13 protein-coding genes and 2 pseudogenes are annotated in these 17,188 nt (G+C 41.5%); 2 read left to right on the top strand and 13 right to left on the bottom strand.

The window, feature by feature from the left end; translation table 11 throughout:
- Positions 1–29: 29 nt before the first annotated feature.
- The 3 genes from AC503W_RS05395 to AC503W_RS05385 form a co-directional block, all read right to left on the bottom strand.
- Positions 30–797, bottom strand: coding sequence for a DUF2268 domain-containing putative Zn-dependent protease (locus AC503W_RS05395; RefSeq protein WP_403123611.1), 768 nt, complete (start codon positions 795–797; stop codon positions 30–32).
- A 135-nt stretch (positions 798–932) separates the two neighbouring features.
- Positions 933–2,171, bottom strand: coding sequence for a beta-ketoacyl-ACP synthase II (fabF, locus tag AC503W_RS05390; RefSeq protein ID WP_402867786.1), 1,239 nt, complete (start codon positions 2,169–2,171; stop codon positions 933–935).
- A gap of 40 nt (positions 2,172–2,211) precedes the next feature.
- Positions 2,212–3,147 (bottom strand): beta-ketoacyl-ACP synthase III, encoded by a 936-nt coding sequence (locus AC503W_RS05385; protein WP_407408646.1) that lies wholly within the window; start codon positions 3,145–3,147, stop codon positions 2,212–2,214.
- Between the two features lie 196 nt (positions 3,148–3,343).
- Here AC503W_RS05385 and AC503W_RS05380 point away from each other — a divergent pair, with 196 nt between their 5' ends.
- On the top strand, positions 3,344–3,577 hold the full coding sequence (locus AC503W_RS05380; protein WP_402867784.1) for a hypothetical protein: 234 nt from the start codon (positions 3,344–3,346) through the stop codon (positions 3,575–3,577).
- A 39-nt stretch (positions 3,578–3,616) separates the two neighbouring features.
- Here the strand turns inward: AC503W_RS05380 and AC503W_RS05375 are convergent, their stop codons facing one another.
- The 3 genes from AC503W_RS05375 to AC503W_RS05365 form a co-directional block, all read right to left on the bottom strand.
- Positions 3,617–3,799, bottom strand: coding sequence for a ComZ family protein (locus tag AC503W_RS05375; RefSeq protein WP_402867783.1), 183 nt, complete (start codon positions 3,797–3,799; stop codon positions 3,617–3,619).
- Between the two features lie 292 nt (positions 3,800–4,091).
- On the bottom strand, positions 4,092–4,934 hold the full coding sequence (locus AC503W_RS05370) for a hypothetical protein (protein ID WP_427688548.1): 843 nt from the start codon (positions 4,932–4,934) through the stop codon (positions 4,092–4,094).
- A 99-nt stretch (positions 4,935–5,033) separates the two neighbouring features.
- A complete protein-coding gene (locus AC503W_RS05365) occupies positions 5,034–5,756 on the bottom strand; it encodes a hydrolase (protein WP_402991462.1) in 723 nt (240 codons plus the stop codon).
- 275 nt (positions 5,757–6,031) lie between these two features.
- Here AC503W_RS05365 and AC503W_RS05360 point away from each other — a divergent pair, with 275 nt between their 5' ends.
- The gene (locus AC503W_RS05360; protein WP_402867780.1) at positions 6,032–6,223 is read left to right on the top strand and encodes a YjzD family protein; all 192 of its coding nucleotides are present in this window, start codon (positions 6,032–6,034) and stop codon (positions 6,221–6,223) included.
- Between the two features lie 79 nt (positions 6,224–6,302).
- Here the strand turns inward: AC503W_RS05360 and clpB are convergent, their stop codons facing one another.
- The 7 genes and pseudogenes from clpB to AC503W_RS05325 all read right to left on the bottom strand — a co-directional run bounded on the left by clpB (position 6,303) and on the right by AC503W_RS05325 (position 17,139).
- Positions 6,303–8,891: an ATP-dependent chaperone ClpB gene (gene clpB / locus AC503W_RS05355; RefSeq protein WP_494916351.1), complete on the bottom strand. Its 2,589-nt coding sequence runs from the start codon at positions 8,889–8,891 to the stop codon at positions 6,303–6,305.
- 474 nt (positions 8,892–9,365) lie between these two features.
- Positions 9,366–9,610 (bottom strand): annotated as a pseudogene (gene tnpA / locus AC503W_RS05350) (IS200/IS605 family transposase).
- 94 nt (positions 9,611–9,704) lie between these two features.
- A pseudogene (locus AC503W_RS05345) lies at positions 9,705–11,447 on the bottom strand (IS1182 family transposase); the annotation flags it as partial.
- A 226-nt stretch (positions 11,448–11,673) separates the two neighbouring features.
- Positions 11,674–11,853: a YjzC family protein gene (locus AC503W_RS05340; protein ID WP_402867778.1), complete on the bottom strand. Its 180-nt coding sequence runs from the start codon at positions 11,851–11,853 to the stop codon at positions 11,674–11,676.
- A gap of 135 nt (positions 11,854–11,988) precedes the next feature.
- Positions 11,989–12,948, bottom strand: a complete 960-nt coding sequence (gene argF / locus AC503W_RS05335) for an ornithine carbamoyltransferase (protein WP_494916349.1) — start codon at positions 12,946–12,948, stop codon at positions 11,989–11,991.
- Positions 12,945–16,064 (bottom strand): carbamoyl-phosphate synthase (glutamine-hydrolyzing) large subunit, encoded by a 3,120-nt coding sequence (carB, locus tag AC503W_RS05330; RefSeq protein ID WP_494916348.1) that lies wholly within the window; start codon positions 16,062–16,064, stop codon positions 12,945–12,947. The genes argF and carB overlap by 4 nt, the downstream gene beginning before the upstream one ends.
- Positions 16,057–17,139, bottom strand: coding sequence for a carbamoyl phosphate synthase small subunit (locus AC503W_RS05325; protein WP_427688556.1), 1,083 nt, complete (start codon positions 17,137–17,139; stop codon positions 16,057–16,059). The genes carB and AC503W_RS05325 overlap by 8 nt, the downstream gene beginning before the upstream one ends.
- Positions 17,140–17,188: the final 49 nt, after the last annotated feature.

Raw genomic sequence — 17,188 nt, 5'->3', positions numbered from 1 at the left:
AACAGATTTTGAAATAAAACACGTATAAATTAACTCTTTTCTGTTATGAATTCTTCAGATTGGATAGCAAAGGATTTTTTGACGGAGAAATTTTTGAATTGTTTCACTAAATGAAAACCACTGCAATACCCCAACATCTCCGGATACCCTTTTTTCCCCAGAAGAAGGGCATCATGTAGCGGATCCGTGCGTTTCTTGTTCAGGTTTTCTACTAGATAGCTGTCCCAAAAATGCTGGAGCTTTTCTTCTGAATATAATTGTGTCCATTTTGCCAGGTATTTCGTTCCTAAATACTTACCGACTGTCCTCTCGGCGAGTCCTTCCATGATCATTGTATCGAGTAGGGTATAGTTTTCTTCCGCCTTTTTTAAATGGTGCAAACGGCAGACGTGATGGTATTCGTGAATCAGCACTGCTTCCATCTCTTTTTCGGTTATATCGATATCGTAAAAAAGAAATAATTTATCTTTAAAGGCCAATCCTGATTTACTCTCATTCGGTTGCTTCCTTCCAGAGGCTACGAGAGGAAAGATATAAATGGGGATATCGGGTCCCCCCCATAATTTCTTATAAGTTGTAAATAAACTTTGTGTTTTGACCCATACATTTTTTTGTTTCAGTTCATCGAAGGTTTTTTTCGTTTTTGGATTGGGCAGGTACATTCCATGGTTTTGTAAATGGCGGTAGATCATGTCTTCTTTAACCTGTTCATAGAATTCCCCTTTCAACTTTTCCATCATCTTAACCGGATGGTCAAAATCCTTTTCCATCCACTCATTAGTTGAAATAACTCCCATCCGTTTCGCCCCCACTACTTCATCCTCTTTTATTGTATGTTCCAAAAATGCTTAGTGATACATCATTCCCATTACTTATTCCCAACATAAAAAGAGCAAATCCCAAGATTTGCTCTTCCTCTTCATTACTCTTGATTATTGATATTTCTTGAATAGGATAGTGGCGTTATGACCGCCAAATCCTAATGAATTACTGATAGCTGCCTTAATTTCACATTCCCTTGCTTGATTTGGCACATAGTCCAAGTCACACTCAGGATCCGGTGTTTCTATATTGATGGTAGGGGGCAAGATACTATCCCTGATTGCTTGAATCGTAAAGATGGCCTCTATACCACCTGCTGCACCCAGCATATGGCCTGTCATTGATTTGGTAGAGCTTAATGCTAGTTTAGAAGCATGCTCCCCAAATACTTCTTTGACCGCCATCGTTTCATATTTATCATTGTAAGGTGTGCTTGTACCATGGGCATTAACATATTGGATGTCTTCCGGTGTTAACCCTGCATCTTCAATCGCAATTTTCATTGCCCTTGCCCCACCTTCTCCACCAGGCGCTGGAGCCGTAATATGAAAAGCATCTCCGGTCGTTCCGTATCCAGCTATTTCAGCATAAATATACGCTCCGCGGTTTAACGCATGTTCTAACTCCTCAAGAATGATCACACCTGCTCCTTCCCCGATGACAAATCCATCACGGTTAGCATCAAATGGGCGGCTCGCCGTATTAGGATCTGGATTGGTGGATAGAGCTGTGTTCGCACAGAATCCTGCAACTGCCATTTTTGTAATCGGCGCTTCTGCACCACCAGTAATCATGGCATCGGCATCTCCACGCTGAATGGCCTTAAATGCATCACCGATGGAATTCGTTCCCGTTGCACAAGCCGTCACGGTGCAAGAGTTGATCCCTTTAGCGCCCAGTAAAATGGATACCTGGCCCGCTGCCATATCTGGTATCATCATGGGTACGAAAAATGGACTAACCCGCTTATAGCCCCTGTTCAAGAAATTTTCGTGCTGGGTTTCAAGTGTCTCAAGCCCACCGATTCCAGAACCGATCCAGACTCCTACCCGCGTTGCATTTTCATCCGTTATTTCTAATTTACTGTCATTTAAAGCCATGACTGAAGCGGCAATCGCATAATGCGTAAAACGATCCATTTTGCGTGCTTCTTTACGATTAATATATGTTTCGATATCAAAGTCCTTTATTTCTGCAGCCACTTTAGCAGGAAAATCATCAGCATTAAGACGAGTTAATGGTCCAATCCCTGATTTCCCCTCAATTATATTCTTCCATCCAGTTTCTGCATCATTTCCAACTGGAGAAATAGCTCCAATCCCTGTTACAACAACACGACGATTCGTCATTACAATGGCTCCTTCCTTTACTCAAATATTTCTTTTATTTTCATTTTCCCCATCTAAGGGCAATAGCTCCCCACGTGAGTCCTCCACCAAAACCAACCATGACGAGCAAGTCATCTTCTTTGATTCTACCTGCTTCCATTTCTTCCACAAGAGCAATTGGTATGGATGCTGATGAAGTATTCCCATATTTATGAACGGTCTTTGTCATTTTTTCAACGGGTAGGCCCAAACGTTCTCTTGAAGCCTCCATAATTCGAATATTGGCTTGATGTGGGATTAGTAAATCCACATCCTCTTTGGTCAATCCTGCTTTATCCAATACATTCAGGCTGGATTCTCCCATTTGACGGACAGCAAATTTAAATACTTCTCGTCCATTCATCGTGATGAATTCCCCATCTTGGAATAGATGCTTAGCACCAGATCCATCTGCACCTAATTCAAAAGAAAGAATTCCCCTGCCTTCTGATACAGGTCCCACGACAGCAGCCCCAGCTCCATCCCCAAAAAGGACAGCGGTATTGCGATCATCCCAGTTAGTGATCTTGGATAGTTTCTCAACCCCAACAATCAATACATGCTTGTAAGCACCTGTCTTAATAAATTGCTGCGCCGTAATCATAGCATACATGAAGCCAGCACATGCTGCACTAACATCCATTGCAGCTGCCCTCGTAGCACCCAACATTTCCTGGATCATACAAGCTATGGAAGGAAAAGGCCGATCGGGTGTAACGGTTGCGACAAGGATTAAATCTATATCCTCAGCTGAAATGCCTGCATTATCTAAAGCAGCTTTTGCTGCGCCATAAGCCATATCGGAAGTTTCTGTTTCATCATTGGCTATTCTTCTTTGTTCGATACCTGTCCGAGTACGAATCCACTCGTCCGACGTATCCATGACTTTCTCTAAGTCCGCATTTGTGACAATTTTCTCGGGTAAGTAACGACCAAGCCCTAATATACCAGCATTCATTTCAGCCAACCCCTTATATTTTAATGAGTTATTATTATCATCTATTATTACCTGGTACTAATTTTATAGAAAAATACGCTTTCTTGCAAGAGCTATCAGTTTGAAAGTCTAATTAATCTGCATCTTAAGTCGGACAAGGGCCTAATCCAAGGACGCAAGCGTGCATACATTATAGTAAAAGAAGGGAGGAATCACAATGGATATTTTTAATCGCAACAATCGAAGGAACCAGGACGATCCCTTTTCCAAAATGATGTTTGGCACGCGTAACAACGAGCCCGAAGAAGAACCTGAGAAAGAAGAGACCCAGATTGATTATATGCAGTTGATGGCAAGCGTAGAGACATTAGTGGGTTTGTACGATCAATTTAAGCCTACCATCCAGAAAGTGAACCCCATCATTTCAAAGATGCTGAAAAAAGAAGAATAAACAGAAGGCTGCCCGATTATCCGGACAGCCTTCTCTTACTTAACGTTGGGCATCTTGTTTGCCAAGGTCATAAGCTTCTTGCATCACTTTCTTAAATAAATCCATGAATGGCTCTGCCATGTCCATTGAAAATGGAATCCCGCTTGCCTCTAACTTTGCTTTTGCTTCCGGGAAGTACTTCATAGCAATCCCCATAAATTCAAGGGTTTTATCTGAACTCATTTTTTTGCCTCCTTACCATACTTGGTCATTTTGAATGCTCTATTAGTATCCTTTGATGACACTTGGAACATGATTCTACAAATGGGTATCCCATAAACCAAAAATCAGGTTCATTCTTATCATAATTCCCCAAAGTCCATTCGTAAAGCCGAAACTTGCCTGAATGAATATTCTTCATGCTATATGCCATCTTGAAAGTACAGAACAATTCCCAGTTACTAAGGTATGAGTTCCCCCTTCACTTTATGACTTTCTTGATTAATTCCACACATTGGGCACTCCTGGATAATGTTTAGTCCTTCTTATCGCGCATCCTCCACTTTGTAAGGAGGTTTAACCGTTTATTTTGCTCGATTTGCAAGGTGATGCCTTCCTCTGGACTCGTTTTATTAGGCACTTCATATACGGTTCCTTTCGTTGCCTTGATTGGAGATTGTGGGGGAAGTGAGTCGATCACCTCTTGTTTAAAAATGAGCTTGGCGCATGTATTCCAGTGGTCGTCAATGCTGCTTTTGAGGTGAAGGCATCTATCAGTGGAAGAAAGGAGCTGTTCAAGACCCTCGATGAAATCGGCTATAAAAAGCGCATCCTCCCTGTATTCTGAAGCGAGTGTAGCTTGGATAGTGGATTGCTCTAGTTGGCTGATACCCGCTTCAAATCCCATGGTTGCTGGTTGCCAAGGACCATATATCGTCGGTAAATATACTGTTTTGACTGAATCGAAGCCTTCACAAGCGTTTAATACAGTCTGAAATCCTTCCGTATCAGCATCGATTGGAAGGAGCACCACAATTTTCAGGCTATTGCCATGACCGTTTTTCTTGCATTTTTCAAGAAAAGAAACAATATCATTTATATGAAGACCCTTTAAAGCCGTTTTACCTCTTCTACTATCATAAAAAGATAATAGAATGGTGAATGGCTCGGAAACATCCAATAACCGAAGTTTATTAAATGGCAGATAAGTAAAGTTAGCGTTACGCCCTATTTCGAGCTCCTTTTCTTCTATAATATATCGATTGGTCTTTGTATCCTCCCAATCAATTCCGATTACCTCTTCCCCCTGCCCCAACAAATATTGTGTCACATGAAAACCTACAAATTGATAAGCCCCAACAACAATATATGTCCCCATAAATACAGCCTCCCCTTATGCAATGGCTCGCTTATCCGTCACCGCAAGTTTTTTCGGATGCTGTATCGTATGCAAAGTACCGCGAAAATATATCCATTCTCATAAAGACTCTTCATTTTCATGAAAAAACTTCTGGATTTGATAAGGGATTTTATACCGTTTTTCTGCTAGCAAATAGGTTAAATGCAAATGGTCTTTCCTGGTTCTCTGAATCCTCCGATAAAATGAGGCTTGTTCTTTTCGAAAACTGCCGAAAACAAGGATCACCTTCACCGGTATATGCTCCGTGAATGCCTGCACATTGGAATCCAAAATTTCTTTCTCCATATCAGCTGGATCCACCTCATATGCTGCGGCTATTTCCGATAGCCACTTTTTATAAAAGAACTTATTATCCTTTTCTTTTTCCATTTGAACCTTCAAAGATAAAATCGGGTCAATGAGGACAACCGAACGGATTTGGCTTCCCATCTCTTTCATTAGTCTCAATGCCAGCAGGGCTCCTGTCCCCTCTGCAAGAACATGGATTTTCCGATTGACTATTTCATTTTTCATAAAGAGGATATATAACTTCAACGAAAGATCAAGAGCTTTGGGGCTCCCCCAGTTCGCCCCGTAAAAATTCGAGGAAAAAAGGGTGTAACCGGTTTGTTTCAAATATTCTAATATACGTAACCTACCCGGATGCTGAAGCCAAAAGCTACTGTCCTTATCTACAAAAGAACTTCGGTCCCCAATTACCATGACGGAAAATCCACTGGGTTGTTCTGGATAATAGACGATATTCCATTGGTCTTCGATTTGAAAAGTTCTCTGTTCCATCTAAACTAACTCCTTTTAGGAATATTACTATTAGTTAATTTATGTCGAGATATCAAAAGGGTAAGGGGGGACGCCTATCTTCGAGTCTTAAATTACTTTTCTCCATTAATTTTCAGGAATCATGCCTGCTGGATTCGTGACTGATATCGCCCGTCGTTCAAAAGACATGAAAGGGCAACGATGAATTATTTATCAGTTATTATGAAAAAGCCGTTTTAACTGTATATTAATTATGGTAAGATAAAAAAGACTGTAGTGGAATGAGGTGAAATTCGATGCGTTATGCTTGGACAATTCTTTGGACATTCGTATTAGTGCATATGCTTGTATATGTTGTTTCTTCCATGATCGGAGTTTCATACGATGCTACACAGGGAACAATTTTAGGACTTATTACGGCTGTTCTAGTTTGTATCATCCCTGCTGTTATGCCTGAAGGGCCATCAAAAGACTCACATCAACATTAAGAAGCAAAAGAGGACATCCTTTTAGGATGTCCTCTTTCATATACCGTTTTCAGCTATTTTCTAAACTAACTACTTACATTTACCTCAAAACCAATCCCTCTTGGTCATAATCTATCGTCATACTTCCATGATCACCAATCGTCCCCGATATAATTTTACGGGCAATCATCGTTTCTAGATGCTTTTGGATAAAACGTTTCAATGGCCTTGCTCCGTATACTGGGTCATACCCTTGTTCAGCAATAAATTCCTTAGCGGCATCCGTCACACCAAGCGTGATATCTTGTTCAGTCAACCTTACTTGCAACTGTTGAATCATCTTTTCAACAATACCGACAATCTCTAGTTTTGTGAGTGGCTTGAACAGAACGATATCATCCACACGATTTAGAAATTCAGGACGGAAATGTCCTCTTAACTCCGTGAAGACCTGCTCTTTTATTCCTTCTTCAATGGCTCCATCTTCTCGATTGGACTGAAGCAAGAAATGTGAACCGATATTGGAAGTCATAATGATCACCGTGTTTTTACAGTTGATCGTTCTACCTTGAGAGTCCGTGATCCTGCCATCGTCTAGCATTTGCAATAAAATATTGAAGACTTCCGGGTGAGCCTTTTCGATTTCATCAAGTAACACAACCGAGTACGGATTTCGCCTAATCGCTTCCGTCAACTGACCGCCTTCCTCAAACCCTACATATCCGGGAGGCGCCCCGACCAAACGGGAAACAGAATGTTTCTCCATGTACTCAGACATATCAATCCGTATCATATGTTCATCACTATCGAATAGCGTCTCTGCCAACGCTTTGACCAATTCTGTTTTACCGACCCCTGTCGGTCCAAGGAAAATAAAGGAACCTATTGGTCTGTTTGGATCCTTGATCCCGGCTCTAGCCCGTAAAACAGCATCCGATACAAGTTCCACCGCTTCCCCTTGACCGATTACCCGTTCATGAAGAATATCCGAAAGACGAAGCAATTTATCCCTTTCGCTTTCCACTAACTTACTTACCGGAATACCCGTCCATCTAGCAACGATTGAGGCAATTTCTTCCTCGGTCACTTCTTGGCGGAGCAAACGGGATTCCTGCTTCCCATTTTCCACCTCTTCTTCCATGGCCTCCAATTCCTTTTGAAGCTGTGGAATCTTCCCATGTCGAAGTTCAGCTGCACGGTTCAGGTCATAGTCATTTTCCGCCTGTTCCAGCTCATGCTTTAACTTTTCAAGTTCTTCCCTTTGATCCTGGACTTTTTGAAGGGACGATTTCTCCATTTGCCATTTGGCCTTCATACTGGTAGCCTGATCCTGCAATTCCGAAAGTTCTTTTTGGAGTACCTCCAATCTTGCTTTGCTTTGAGCATCCTCTTCATTTTTAAGGGCGGCTTCCTCTATCTCCAACGTCATGACTTTCCGCGTAATCGAATCAAGTTCCGCTGGCATCGAGTCGATTTCCATCCGGATCATTGCACAAGCCTCATCCACAAGGTCTATTGCTTTATCCGGTAAGAAGCGTTCCGTGATATAGCGATTTGATAGAACAGCTGCTGCCACAATGGATCGATCATGTATTCTGACCCCATGATGGACCTCGAACCTTTCCTTCAGACCACGCAAAATGGAAATGGTATCTTCTACGTCTGGCTCTGGAACAAGCACTTGCTGGAAACGCCGTTCAAGAGCGGGATCCTTCTCAATATACTTACGATATTCGTCAAGTGTGGTTGCACCAATGCAATGCAATTCACCACGCGCTAACATTGGCTTCAGCATATTTCCGGCATCCATTGCCCCTTCCGTTTTACCAGCACCGACAATGGTATGCAATTCATCGATGAATAATAGGATGTTCCCATCGCTCTTTTTCACTTCATTCAGAACCGCTTTCAGTCGTTCCTCAAATTCACCGCGAAACTTAGCCCCGGCAACCAACGCACTCATATCAAGCGAAAACACCGTTTTATCTTTAAGCCCTTCCGGTACATCTTTTCGGACAATTCGTTGGGCCAGGCCTTCGACAATGGCCGTTTTACCAACACCAGGTTCCCCAATCAATACGGGGTTATTTTTTGTCTTACGTGACAAAATACGGATGACATTCCGGATCTCCGTATCACGGCCAATGACAGGATCCACATTCCCCGCCTTCACTTCAGCAACAAGATCTCTTCCATATTTTTTCAAAACTTCATATGTGTTTTCCGGATTTTGACTAGTCACTCTCTGATTCCCCCTTAACGTTTGGATAATTTGCTTCGCTTTCCCATAGTCGATCCCATAGTCCGCAAATAGCTTTCTTATGTTCGGTTTATCTTCTTTTAACAAAGCAAGCAAAATATGCTCAACTGATAGATACTCATCCTCCCAGCTCTTCATTTCCTTTTCAGCTGCCGACAGCACATTTTGAAGGGAATTCGACATATAAACTTGAGAGGTGCTTCCGCTAACTTGAGGCAACTTATTTATTTCTTTATTCAGTTCCGTATCGAAATGACTGAGCGATTGATTCGTTTCCGACAAAATTCTAATGAGTAGGCTTTCATCCTGTGTCATCAGGGCTTTTAATAGATGAAGCTCGGTAAGTTCCGGGTTTTCCCTATCCTTGGCCAGCTCCTGCCCACTTATAAATGCCTGCTGGGTTCTTTCCGTCATCGTATTAAAATCCATCTTAAAACCTCCCATTCATTGTTTCCAAAAGAATGCTTATAATGTTTGACCAACTTTGACCTTTATATTTTAATTATACTGCTTATTATTCCCTTGTAAAGAAAAGTTATATGGGACATTGATAATTTCTGCTATTAACCCTTTACAACCCACCCTACCAGAGGGTTTATACAATCTGTTTACTCTAAAAGTTAAAAGTACAAAGCCAAAAACCTCTCTTCAATCAAGAAGAAAGGCCAAATCATCCCGAAGATCCTTTAAGTAAATATTTGCGGAAGAGTTTTTTAGAAATCTCGAATATTTTCGGATATACTCAAGAATAATGTTCCAATAATAACGACCACCCGCGTGATAATGGGTGGTCTGCGGCTGAAAGCCTTTATTACTGACCAGGCCCTAAAGGGCCCCTGATTGGTTCACCTGTGAATGGATCTGCGACTATATCATCTTGTATCTGGTTCCGTATGTATTCTTCTATACCTTCTTGTTTCGTCCAACTGTATCTACATAATATCCCGTACACCAAAACTTTCGGTTTCCATACCTGTATTTCAAATTCGTATGACGGTCAAATATATTCAAACTACTTTTCCCTTTAAATAACCCACAAATGAAGTTACACTTATTTTTGGTGGGATGCTCACGAGCATATGTACATGGGCTTTACATGCCGTTGCTTCAATGATTTCCACGCCTTTCCTTTCACATAGCGTGCGCAATATTTGACCGATATCCTTTTTTATCTTTCTTGTAAATCAATTGTCTTCTGTACTTCGGTGCAAATACGATATGATACTTACAATTCCAGGTAAAGGGGCTGTCTAATAAGTCCCTAAAATAAAACAGGTGGAGAAAAACGAGTTGTTTTTCTCCACCTGTTTTTCTATTTCTATAATAATTTACTGAAAGTAGCTGACGTAACCCAGCTATCTTCAGTAAATTATGTGCCATGGCTACGATGCCAAACTCCGTTTGGACTTTCGCTAAGCCCCGAAGCGAAAAGCGACGGAACGACCTATTGCCCTTGATATGACCAAAAACACTCTCTACCTCGATTTTTCGTCGAGCGTAAAGTTGTGCATTCGATTCAGACCAAAGGTTCAATTTTGCTTTCGCTTTTAATTCTTCATAAACTGGATTAACATGCACTTGGCGATTTCCTGTCGCCTTTGTACATTGAGATTTTAATGGGCAATCCGTACAATCCTCACATTCATAAATTTTAAAGTCACGTGTGAATCCATTTTTATCCGTACGGGTCGAGTAACGCTTAAATAAAACCTTACGGTTATTTGGACAGGTGTATTCATCCTTTTGTTCATCATATGCCCAGTTACTCGCATGACGAATATCTTTTTTATAGCTCCGTTTTTGTTCCGTTAAAAAAGTATTGTAAGGAATCAAAGCTTCAAATTCTTTTTCCAAAGAGTAGAGATAGTTTTCTTCACTGCCATAGCCGGCATCTGCGATGACGTTTTTCGGGAATGGTAGCGATGTATTCTTCAGTGCCTCTAAATGCGGCTTGAAACAACGCGTATCAGTTGGGCGTTGATGTATCGTATAAAAAAGAATGAATTGATTTTCCGTTGCCATTTGAATATTATAACCAGGTTTTAGTTGTCCGTTATTCATATGATCATCTTTCATTCGCATAAATGTCGCATCCGTATCGGTTTTAGAATAACTATTTCGATCGCCAAATAGAGCATTTTGTTGTTTATATTTAACTAATCGTGGACCTAAGTCCTCGCGCACTAATTTCAATAGTTTCTTAACCGGACTGAGTTCCCGTCGTTTTTCTTTTCGTACCTGGACATCTTCTTCAAGTTGGATACCGTTCGTTTCTTTTTCAACTTTTTCCACTAATGCTTTTTCTATTTGAGTTAGTTTTTCCTCTATCGTTAATGAGGAGGTTTCATCTTGAGTAGACAGTTCAAGACCCTCTTCATTTGCAATGGTCTGAATCTGTTGGTACGTTTCTTCGATTTTTTCTTGCAGCTTCGCCTCAAATTTGGTCGTCGCCTTTTTCCACACAAATGAATACTTGTTTGCGCTTGCTTCAATCTTTGTTCCGTCTAGAAAATAGTTCTCCATTGTGACGTGCTTTTCTTCTATTAGTTGATGGATCATTTCTTCAAATAGCTTCGGAAGGAGCTTATCCATTTGTTGTGTGCGAAATCGATTAATCGTTCGATAATCCGGTTTTTGCAAGGCAGCCAGCCACATTGTTGGGATATTTTCTTTAACCAGTTTGGCGATTTCACGACAGGAATAGACTTTTTGAGAATAGGCATACAAAATGACTTTCGTCATCATTTTAGGATGGTAAGAGCTACGTCCGCCACCATTATAGTGCTCAAAAAAGACATTATCTTCTACTGATTCAATCATTTGATCAATCACACGCGCCACGTGGTGAACCGGAATGAGATCCTGAATGTCAAAAATAACAGTGGTTTGTTGGTTATCATAGGGAATAAAAGTAGGTGTAGAATTTCGTTTTTGAGGAACGGTAGTTTCCTCTTGAATGGTGAGTGGTAGTATAGTTTGTTCCATGTTATAATTTTCTGTAGTGATCTTTGGATTGCTCATAAAAAATCGTCCTTTCGTAAATGGTGTGTGGTAACTTCATTTTACTAAAAAGGGCGATTTTTTTGTGCATAAATTTCATAAAAAAAGGGTTGCCCTAAAAGTCATTTTCCTGACTTTTGGGACAGCCCCTTTCTTTTCTACAAAAAAGCAGGAAAGGGAATGATCATCCTTTTCCTGCTTTTCCATTTCATTATGGCTTTCTTTGATAGGTCCATAGCCGGTTATGATTCGAGGTCTCAGGAAAGGTGTCCCCTGCTTCGAGCTTGACCATTTTCGGATTGACTACCATACTTCCTGTTTCACCGATTTCTACGTATGCCCCATTATTAGGTGCTTTTTGCCCTGGCTTAAATTGACGATTTTGCCCCATGTATTTCACCCCTTTACATGCTTTCCCTATTATTATTGCCACCTTTTTTTCTTTCATGACCGAAAATTTCAAAGGGGAAAAGAGGATGGTGGCAAAAGTAAAAAGCGCCTGCTATAGAGCAGACGCTTAAATTTATTATGTTAGTAAATCTACGAGAACCGCCTTTTGGGCATGTAGACGGTTCCCCGCTTGATGGAATACGACCGAATTCGGCCCATCGATGACTTCTGCAGTCACCTCTTCTTCTCTATGAGCGGGTAAGCAATGCATGAATAGATAATCATTCTTTGCATGTTTAACAAGTTCACCGTTGATTTGATAGCCCTTAAACGCTTCTAAACGGATGCTATTCTCAATTTCTTGCCCCATGGAGGTCCATACATCCGAATATACGATATCTGCGTCCTTAATGGCTTCAACCGCTGAGGTCGTAACAGTTACTTCACAATTGTTTTCAGCTGCTACTTCCTTCGCGTAGGCAACGATTTCTTCGTCAGGCTTATACCCCTCCGGACATCCAATCGAGAAATTCATGCCCATTTTAGCGCAACCGACCATCAATGAGTTGGCTACATTATTCCCATCGCCAATGTAACTCATTTTTAATCCTTTCAATTTCCCTTTCAATTCTAGGATGGTCAGGAAGTCCGCCATCACTTGGCTAGGATGTGCAAGGTCAGTCAACCCATTAATAACTGGAATGGTTGCATGATCAGCCAATTCCATGATTTTTTCATGTCCGAAAGTACGAATCATGATACCATCAAGGTACTCGGAAAGGACTTTTGCCGTATCGGAAATGGGTTCTCCACGTCCGATTTGCAAGTCATTACTGCTCAAAAATAATGCATGGCCACCTAGCTGTAGCATTCCCACTTCAAAAGAGACCCGGGTACGAGTCGATGATTTTTCAAAAATCATCCCTAATGTCTTACCAGCTAAAGGTTTATATTCCTCGCCTGCTTGTAATTTGGCTTTTATATTTTGCGCCAACTCCAATAAAGCTGCAATTTCCTTTGATGTTGTTTCCTTCATCGTCAAGAAGTCTTTTCCACCCAAGATTTTCGAGTGCGACTGTGCCATCAGTGCATTCATACATGTGACACCCCTTTCGAATAAGTTGCAAGCCATTCCTGCAATGAGGTAACGCTTGGATCCGCATGCTTCAGTGATTGTAAATACGCTTTAAATGTTTCCTCTTCCGAAAAGGCCAATAGTCTGTATTTGGCGGCTAATAACCGTAACTGCTTATCTTCATCCGTTGCTCCGTAAGCCAAGACGACGGCTGCATTGCCTGCCTTTAGCCATTGGTCAAAGTCCGTATGGGTGATTTCCAAGTCGGCATCATGGATTAGCTTAAGTAGTCCTTCGCTTAATTGGGCTGATTCGGCTTGATACACACCTGTCGTATGTTTAGCCTTTTGAGCGTGAAATACTTTCGTTAACGCTTCTATCATGGTTTCCCCGATTGCGATGCCTTCACCTGTAGACTTCATTTCCGGACCGACTTTTGAATCCAGTCCACTTAAAGCGAAGGTTGAGAATACTGGATATTTGACGACCGAATACGGAATATCTTCCATTAATCCTGTTTTTTCAACCAAATTTGCTAAAGAATATTTCCCAAGCAATATTTTTGTCGCCATTTGCACTAATGGGACGTTCGTGACTTTACTGATGATTGGAATCGTACGGCTGGCACGTGGATTCACTTCCAGTACATATACATCACTGCCATCAATGACGAATTGGATATTCATGAGTCCTTTATATCCAAGCTCTCTCACAAGCTTTTCTGCATAAATGGTCATTTTCCCCTTAATATCATCCGATAAGGACTGTGAAGGCAGTAAAGCCAGGCTATCTCCTGAATGAACCCCTGCTTTTTCAACATGTTCGGCTACGATTGGGATATAAACTTCCTTACCATCCGCAATCAAATCGATTTCTGCTTCCTTACCAGGAATATAAGAATCGATCAATACGGGATACACAAGTTCTGCACCATTTTCGATTCGGTTCAACAAACTTTCCTTTGAACGGATTATTTCCATTCCTTGTCCACCGATGACATAAGACGGACGCAACAGCACAGGGAAGCCGATTGTTTCAGCACTTTCAACGAGCTGTCCCACACTGTCAGCCATTGTTCCTGGGACATGCGGAATGTCCAGCTTTTGTAACAGTTGATAAAAACGATCGCGATCTTCTAACTGATCAAGCATGTCAAATGAAGTACCAAGCAAATTGATTCCGTAGTCTTCCAATCCTTTTGCCAGATTGATAGCCGTCTGACCGCCAAACTGGACAATGACATCCTCAATATTTTCCGCTTCAATGACGTTCAAGACATATTCCAAAGTTAAAGGCTCGAAATACAAACGGTCTGCTGTCGCAAAATCCGTACTGACCGTTTCGGGGTTATTATTGATCATGACCGTTTCCACATTTTCACCTTGAAGGGCATAAACGCCATGAACGGAACAATAATCGAATTCGATGCCTTGACCGATTCGGATTGGCCCGCTGCCAATCATCAGAACTTTTTTCTTATCTGTTTTTAGCTGTTCATTTTCTCCAAAGTAAGTCGAATAATGATAGTTCGTATGTGAGTCGAATTCGGCTGCACAAGTATCCACCGTCTTGTAAACGGCAGTTATACCCAGTGTTTTACGAAGTGCCCTCACGTCGAATTCACTTATATTCCATACGGAGGCAAGGTAGCGATCTGAAAAGCCCTTCTCCTTGTAAAGCTGCATCTCTTCCTTGTTGACCAATTCAGCAGTCTTGGAAGAGATATCCTTTTCTTCCTCGATCAGCGAAGCGAAAGAGTGAAGGAAATAGTAATCTATGGCGGTTGCTTCATGGATTTCCTCCATCGTCACACCTTTACGAAGCATTTCAAAAATGACAAAGATTCTTTCATCCGATTTCTCGGCAAGCTTTTCCCAAAGCTCGGATACTGACTTATCCTTTAATGACAGGAGCTGAAGCCCGTTTGTCTTTAATTCCAATGAATCAATAGCCTTTTGTACTCCGCCTTCGAAATTGCGATGCAGGGCCATTACTTCTCCTGTCGCTTTCATCTGTGTGCCCAATTTACGGTGTGCCGTCTTGAATTTATCGAATGGCCAACGCGGGAACTTAACTGCTACATAATCCAACGCCGGTTCAAAGCTTGAATACGTGCTCTTCGTTACTGGGTTGATGATTTCCGATAAATGATAGCCGACAGCCAGTTTTGCAGCGATACGGGCAATTGGATACCCAGTCGCTTTGGAAGCCAATGCAGAAGAACGACTGACACGCGGATTCACTTCAATCAAATAATATTGTTTACTGTTAGGGTCAAGTGCAAATTGAATATTGCAGCCCCCGATAATCCCTAAAGCGGAAATGATTTTAATAGAGGCAGAACGTAGCATTTGAAACTCATCATCAGACAATGTCTGTGATGGTGCAACCACGATTGAATCACCTGTGTGAATACCGACTGGATCAATATTTTCCATATTACAGATGGTGATGCATGTATTGTTTCCATCACGCATGACCTCATATTCGACTTCCTTAAAGCCCGCGATGCTTCGTTCAATCAAGCATTGAGTGATCGGGCTTTCCTGAAGACCACCCCGAACAAGTTCTTTGAAAACCTCCATGGATTCTGCGATTCCACCACCGGTTCCGCCTAGTGTGTAGGCTGGTCTGATGATGATGGGAAAGCCAATTTCCTCAGCAAAAGCTACCGCCTCTTCCAAAGTATGGACAATCTTACTGTCCGGCACTGGCTCATCTATTTCAAACATTAGTTGACGGAACAGCTCACGATCTTCTCCCTTTTTGATGGAGTCAATCGGTGTTCCTAGTAATTTGACATTGTATTTTTCAAGAATCCCAGCATCATCTAACTGATAGGCAAGATTCAATCCCGTTTGACCGCCTAAAGTGGCAAGTAAGCCATCTGGCTTTTCTTTCGCAATGATTTTTTCCAGTACATCCACCGTCAACGGTTCGAAATAGACCGCGTCCGCGTTCATTTCGTCCGTCATGATGGTTGCCGGATTGTTATTGACAAGAATGACTTTATAGCCTTCCTCTTTTAAGGCGAGGCAGGCTTGTGTTCCTGCATAGTCAAATTCAGCGGCCTGCCCGATGACGATTGGCCCTGAACCAATTACTAATATGGTCTGTATCGTGTTGTCTTTAGGCATATGCTTTTTCTCTCCCGCTATAATCATTTATCATTTGTAAAAAGTCGTGGAACAACAGTGAACTTTCAACCGGTCCTGGATTTGCTTCAGGATGGTATTGAGTTGTGAAAATTGGAAGGTCTTTATGCATAAGGCCCTCAACGGTATGATCATTTACATTACGGAACCGGACTTGAAGCGATGTTCCTTCTAAACTTGGTTCATCCACTTCATAACTATGGTTTTGTGAACTCATATAAACCCTTTTCGTTTTCAAATCGACCACGGGCTGGTTCGCACCTCGGTGCCCAAACAGCATCTTTTTCGTATTGCCCCCAAAAGCAAGTGCGGTCAATTGATGACCTAGGCAAATGCCCATGGTAGGAAAATTCGAAATGATTTTCTTTATATTATCCAACAGATATTCAAGCTGTTTTGGATCCCCAGGCCCATTTGAAAGCAAAATGCCATCCGGTTTCAATTTCACGATCTGTTCGAATTTCGTATCGAAGGGAACGACTGTAACATGGCACCCCTGCTCGATCAATGAAGTTAAAATGGATTTTTTATAGCCAAAGTCCATCAATACAATATGCTTGCCGCCTTCTCCAAATTCCTCATATTCTTTCGTGGAAACTACAGCGACGTGTGCGGCTATACCATTGAGCTTGGATTCGAAGGTAAAGTTTTCATTCATGGAGATCGCCGCTTGCATGGAACCTTCTTGACGGATATTCTTGACGACAGCCCTTGTATCCACATGACTCAATAGAGGAATATTCCATTTATCCAAATACTCAGCAAGTGAATATTCGGCTTGATAATGTGAATGATTCATAGTGCCTTCATACACAATAACGCCAGCCACATGAGGCTTCTTACTTTCGAAATCGAATGGATTGATTCCGTAATTCCCAATTAAGGGATACGTAAAGATGACGATTTGATCTTTATAGGACGGATCAGTCAATACTTCCTGATATCCGGTCATTCCGGTAAAAAAGACAATCTCTCCAGTAATTGTTTTCTGAGTCGATTTAGTTAACAGATTCCCTTCGAATACAGAACCATTTTCTAAGCATAAATAATTTTTCATGTTTTTCACCTCTTAGGTAGATGATGTATATTTATATACATAGTAGCAT

The sequence above is a fragment of the Peribacillus suis genome (assembly GCF_059384845.1).
This window is presented reverse-complemented; position numbering and strand designations above follow the sequence as displayed.

What these genes read in the sequence shown, in the direction of transcription:
- AC503W_RS05360 (WP_402867780.1), top strand. Translation starts at nt 6,032, where the DNA reads ATGCGTTATGCTTGGACAATTCTTTGGACATTCGTATTAGTGCATATG.
- AC503W_RS05385 (WP_407408646.1), bottom strand. Translation starts at nt 3,147, where the DNA reads ATGAATGCTGGTATATTAGGGCTTGGTCGTTACTTACCCGAGAAAATT.
- fabF (WP_402867786.1), bottom strand. Translation starts at nt 2,171, where the DNA reads ATGACGAATCGTCGTGTTGTTGTAACAGGGATTGGAGCTATTTCTCCA.
- AC503W_RS05395 (WP_403123611.1), bottom strand. Translation starts at nt 797, where the DNA reads ATGGGAGTTATTTCAACTAATGAGTGGATGGAAAAGGATTTTGACCAT.
- clpB (WP_494916351.1), bottom strand. Translation starts at nt 8,891, where the DNA reads ATGGATTTTAATACGATGACGGAAAGAACCCAGCAGGCATTTATAAGT.
- AC503W_RS05365 (WP_402991462.1), bottom strand. Translation starts at nt 5,756, where the DNA reads ATGGAACAGAGAACTTTTCAAATCGAAGACCAATGGAATATCGTCTAT.
- AC503W_RS05380 (WP_402867784.1), top strand. Translation starts at nt 3,344, where the DNA reads ATGGATATTTTTAATCGCAACAATCGAAGGAACCAGGACGATCCCTTT.
- AC503W_RS05370 (WP_427688548.1), bottom strand. Translation starts at nt 4,934, where the DNA reads ATGGGGACATATATTGTTGTTGGGGCTTATCAATTTGTAGGTTTTCAT.
- carB (WP_494916348.1), bottom strand. Translation starts at nt 16,064, where the DNA reads ATGCCTAAAGACAACACGATACAGACCATATTAGTAATTGGTTCAGGG.
- AC503W_RS05340 (WP_402867778.1), bottom strand. Translation starts at nt 11,853, where the DNA reads ATGGGGCAAAATCGTCAATTTAAGCCAGGGCAAAAAGCACCTAATAAT.
- AC503W_RS05325 (WP_427688556.1), bottom strand. Translation starts at nt 17,139, where the DNA reads ATGAAAAATTATTTATGCTTAGAAAATGGTTCTGTATTCGAAGGGAAT.
- AC503W_RS05375 (WP_402867783.1), bottom strand. Translation starts at nt 3,799, where the DNA reads ATGAGTTCAGATAAAACCCTTGAATTTATGGGGATTGCTATGAAGTAC.
- argF (WP_494916349.1), bottom strand. Translation starts at nt 12,948, where the DNA reads ATGAATGCACTGATGGCACAGTCGCACTCGAAAATCTTGGGTGGAAAA.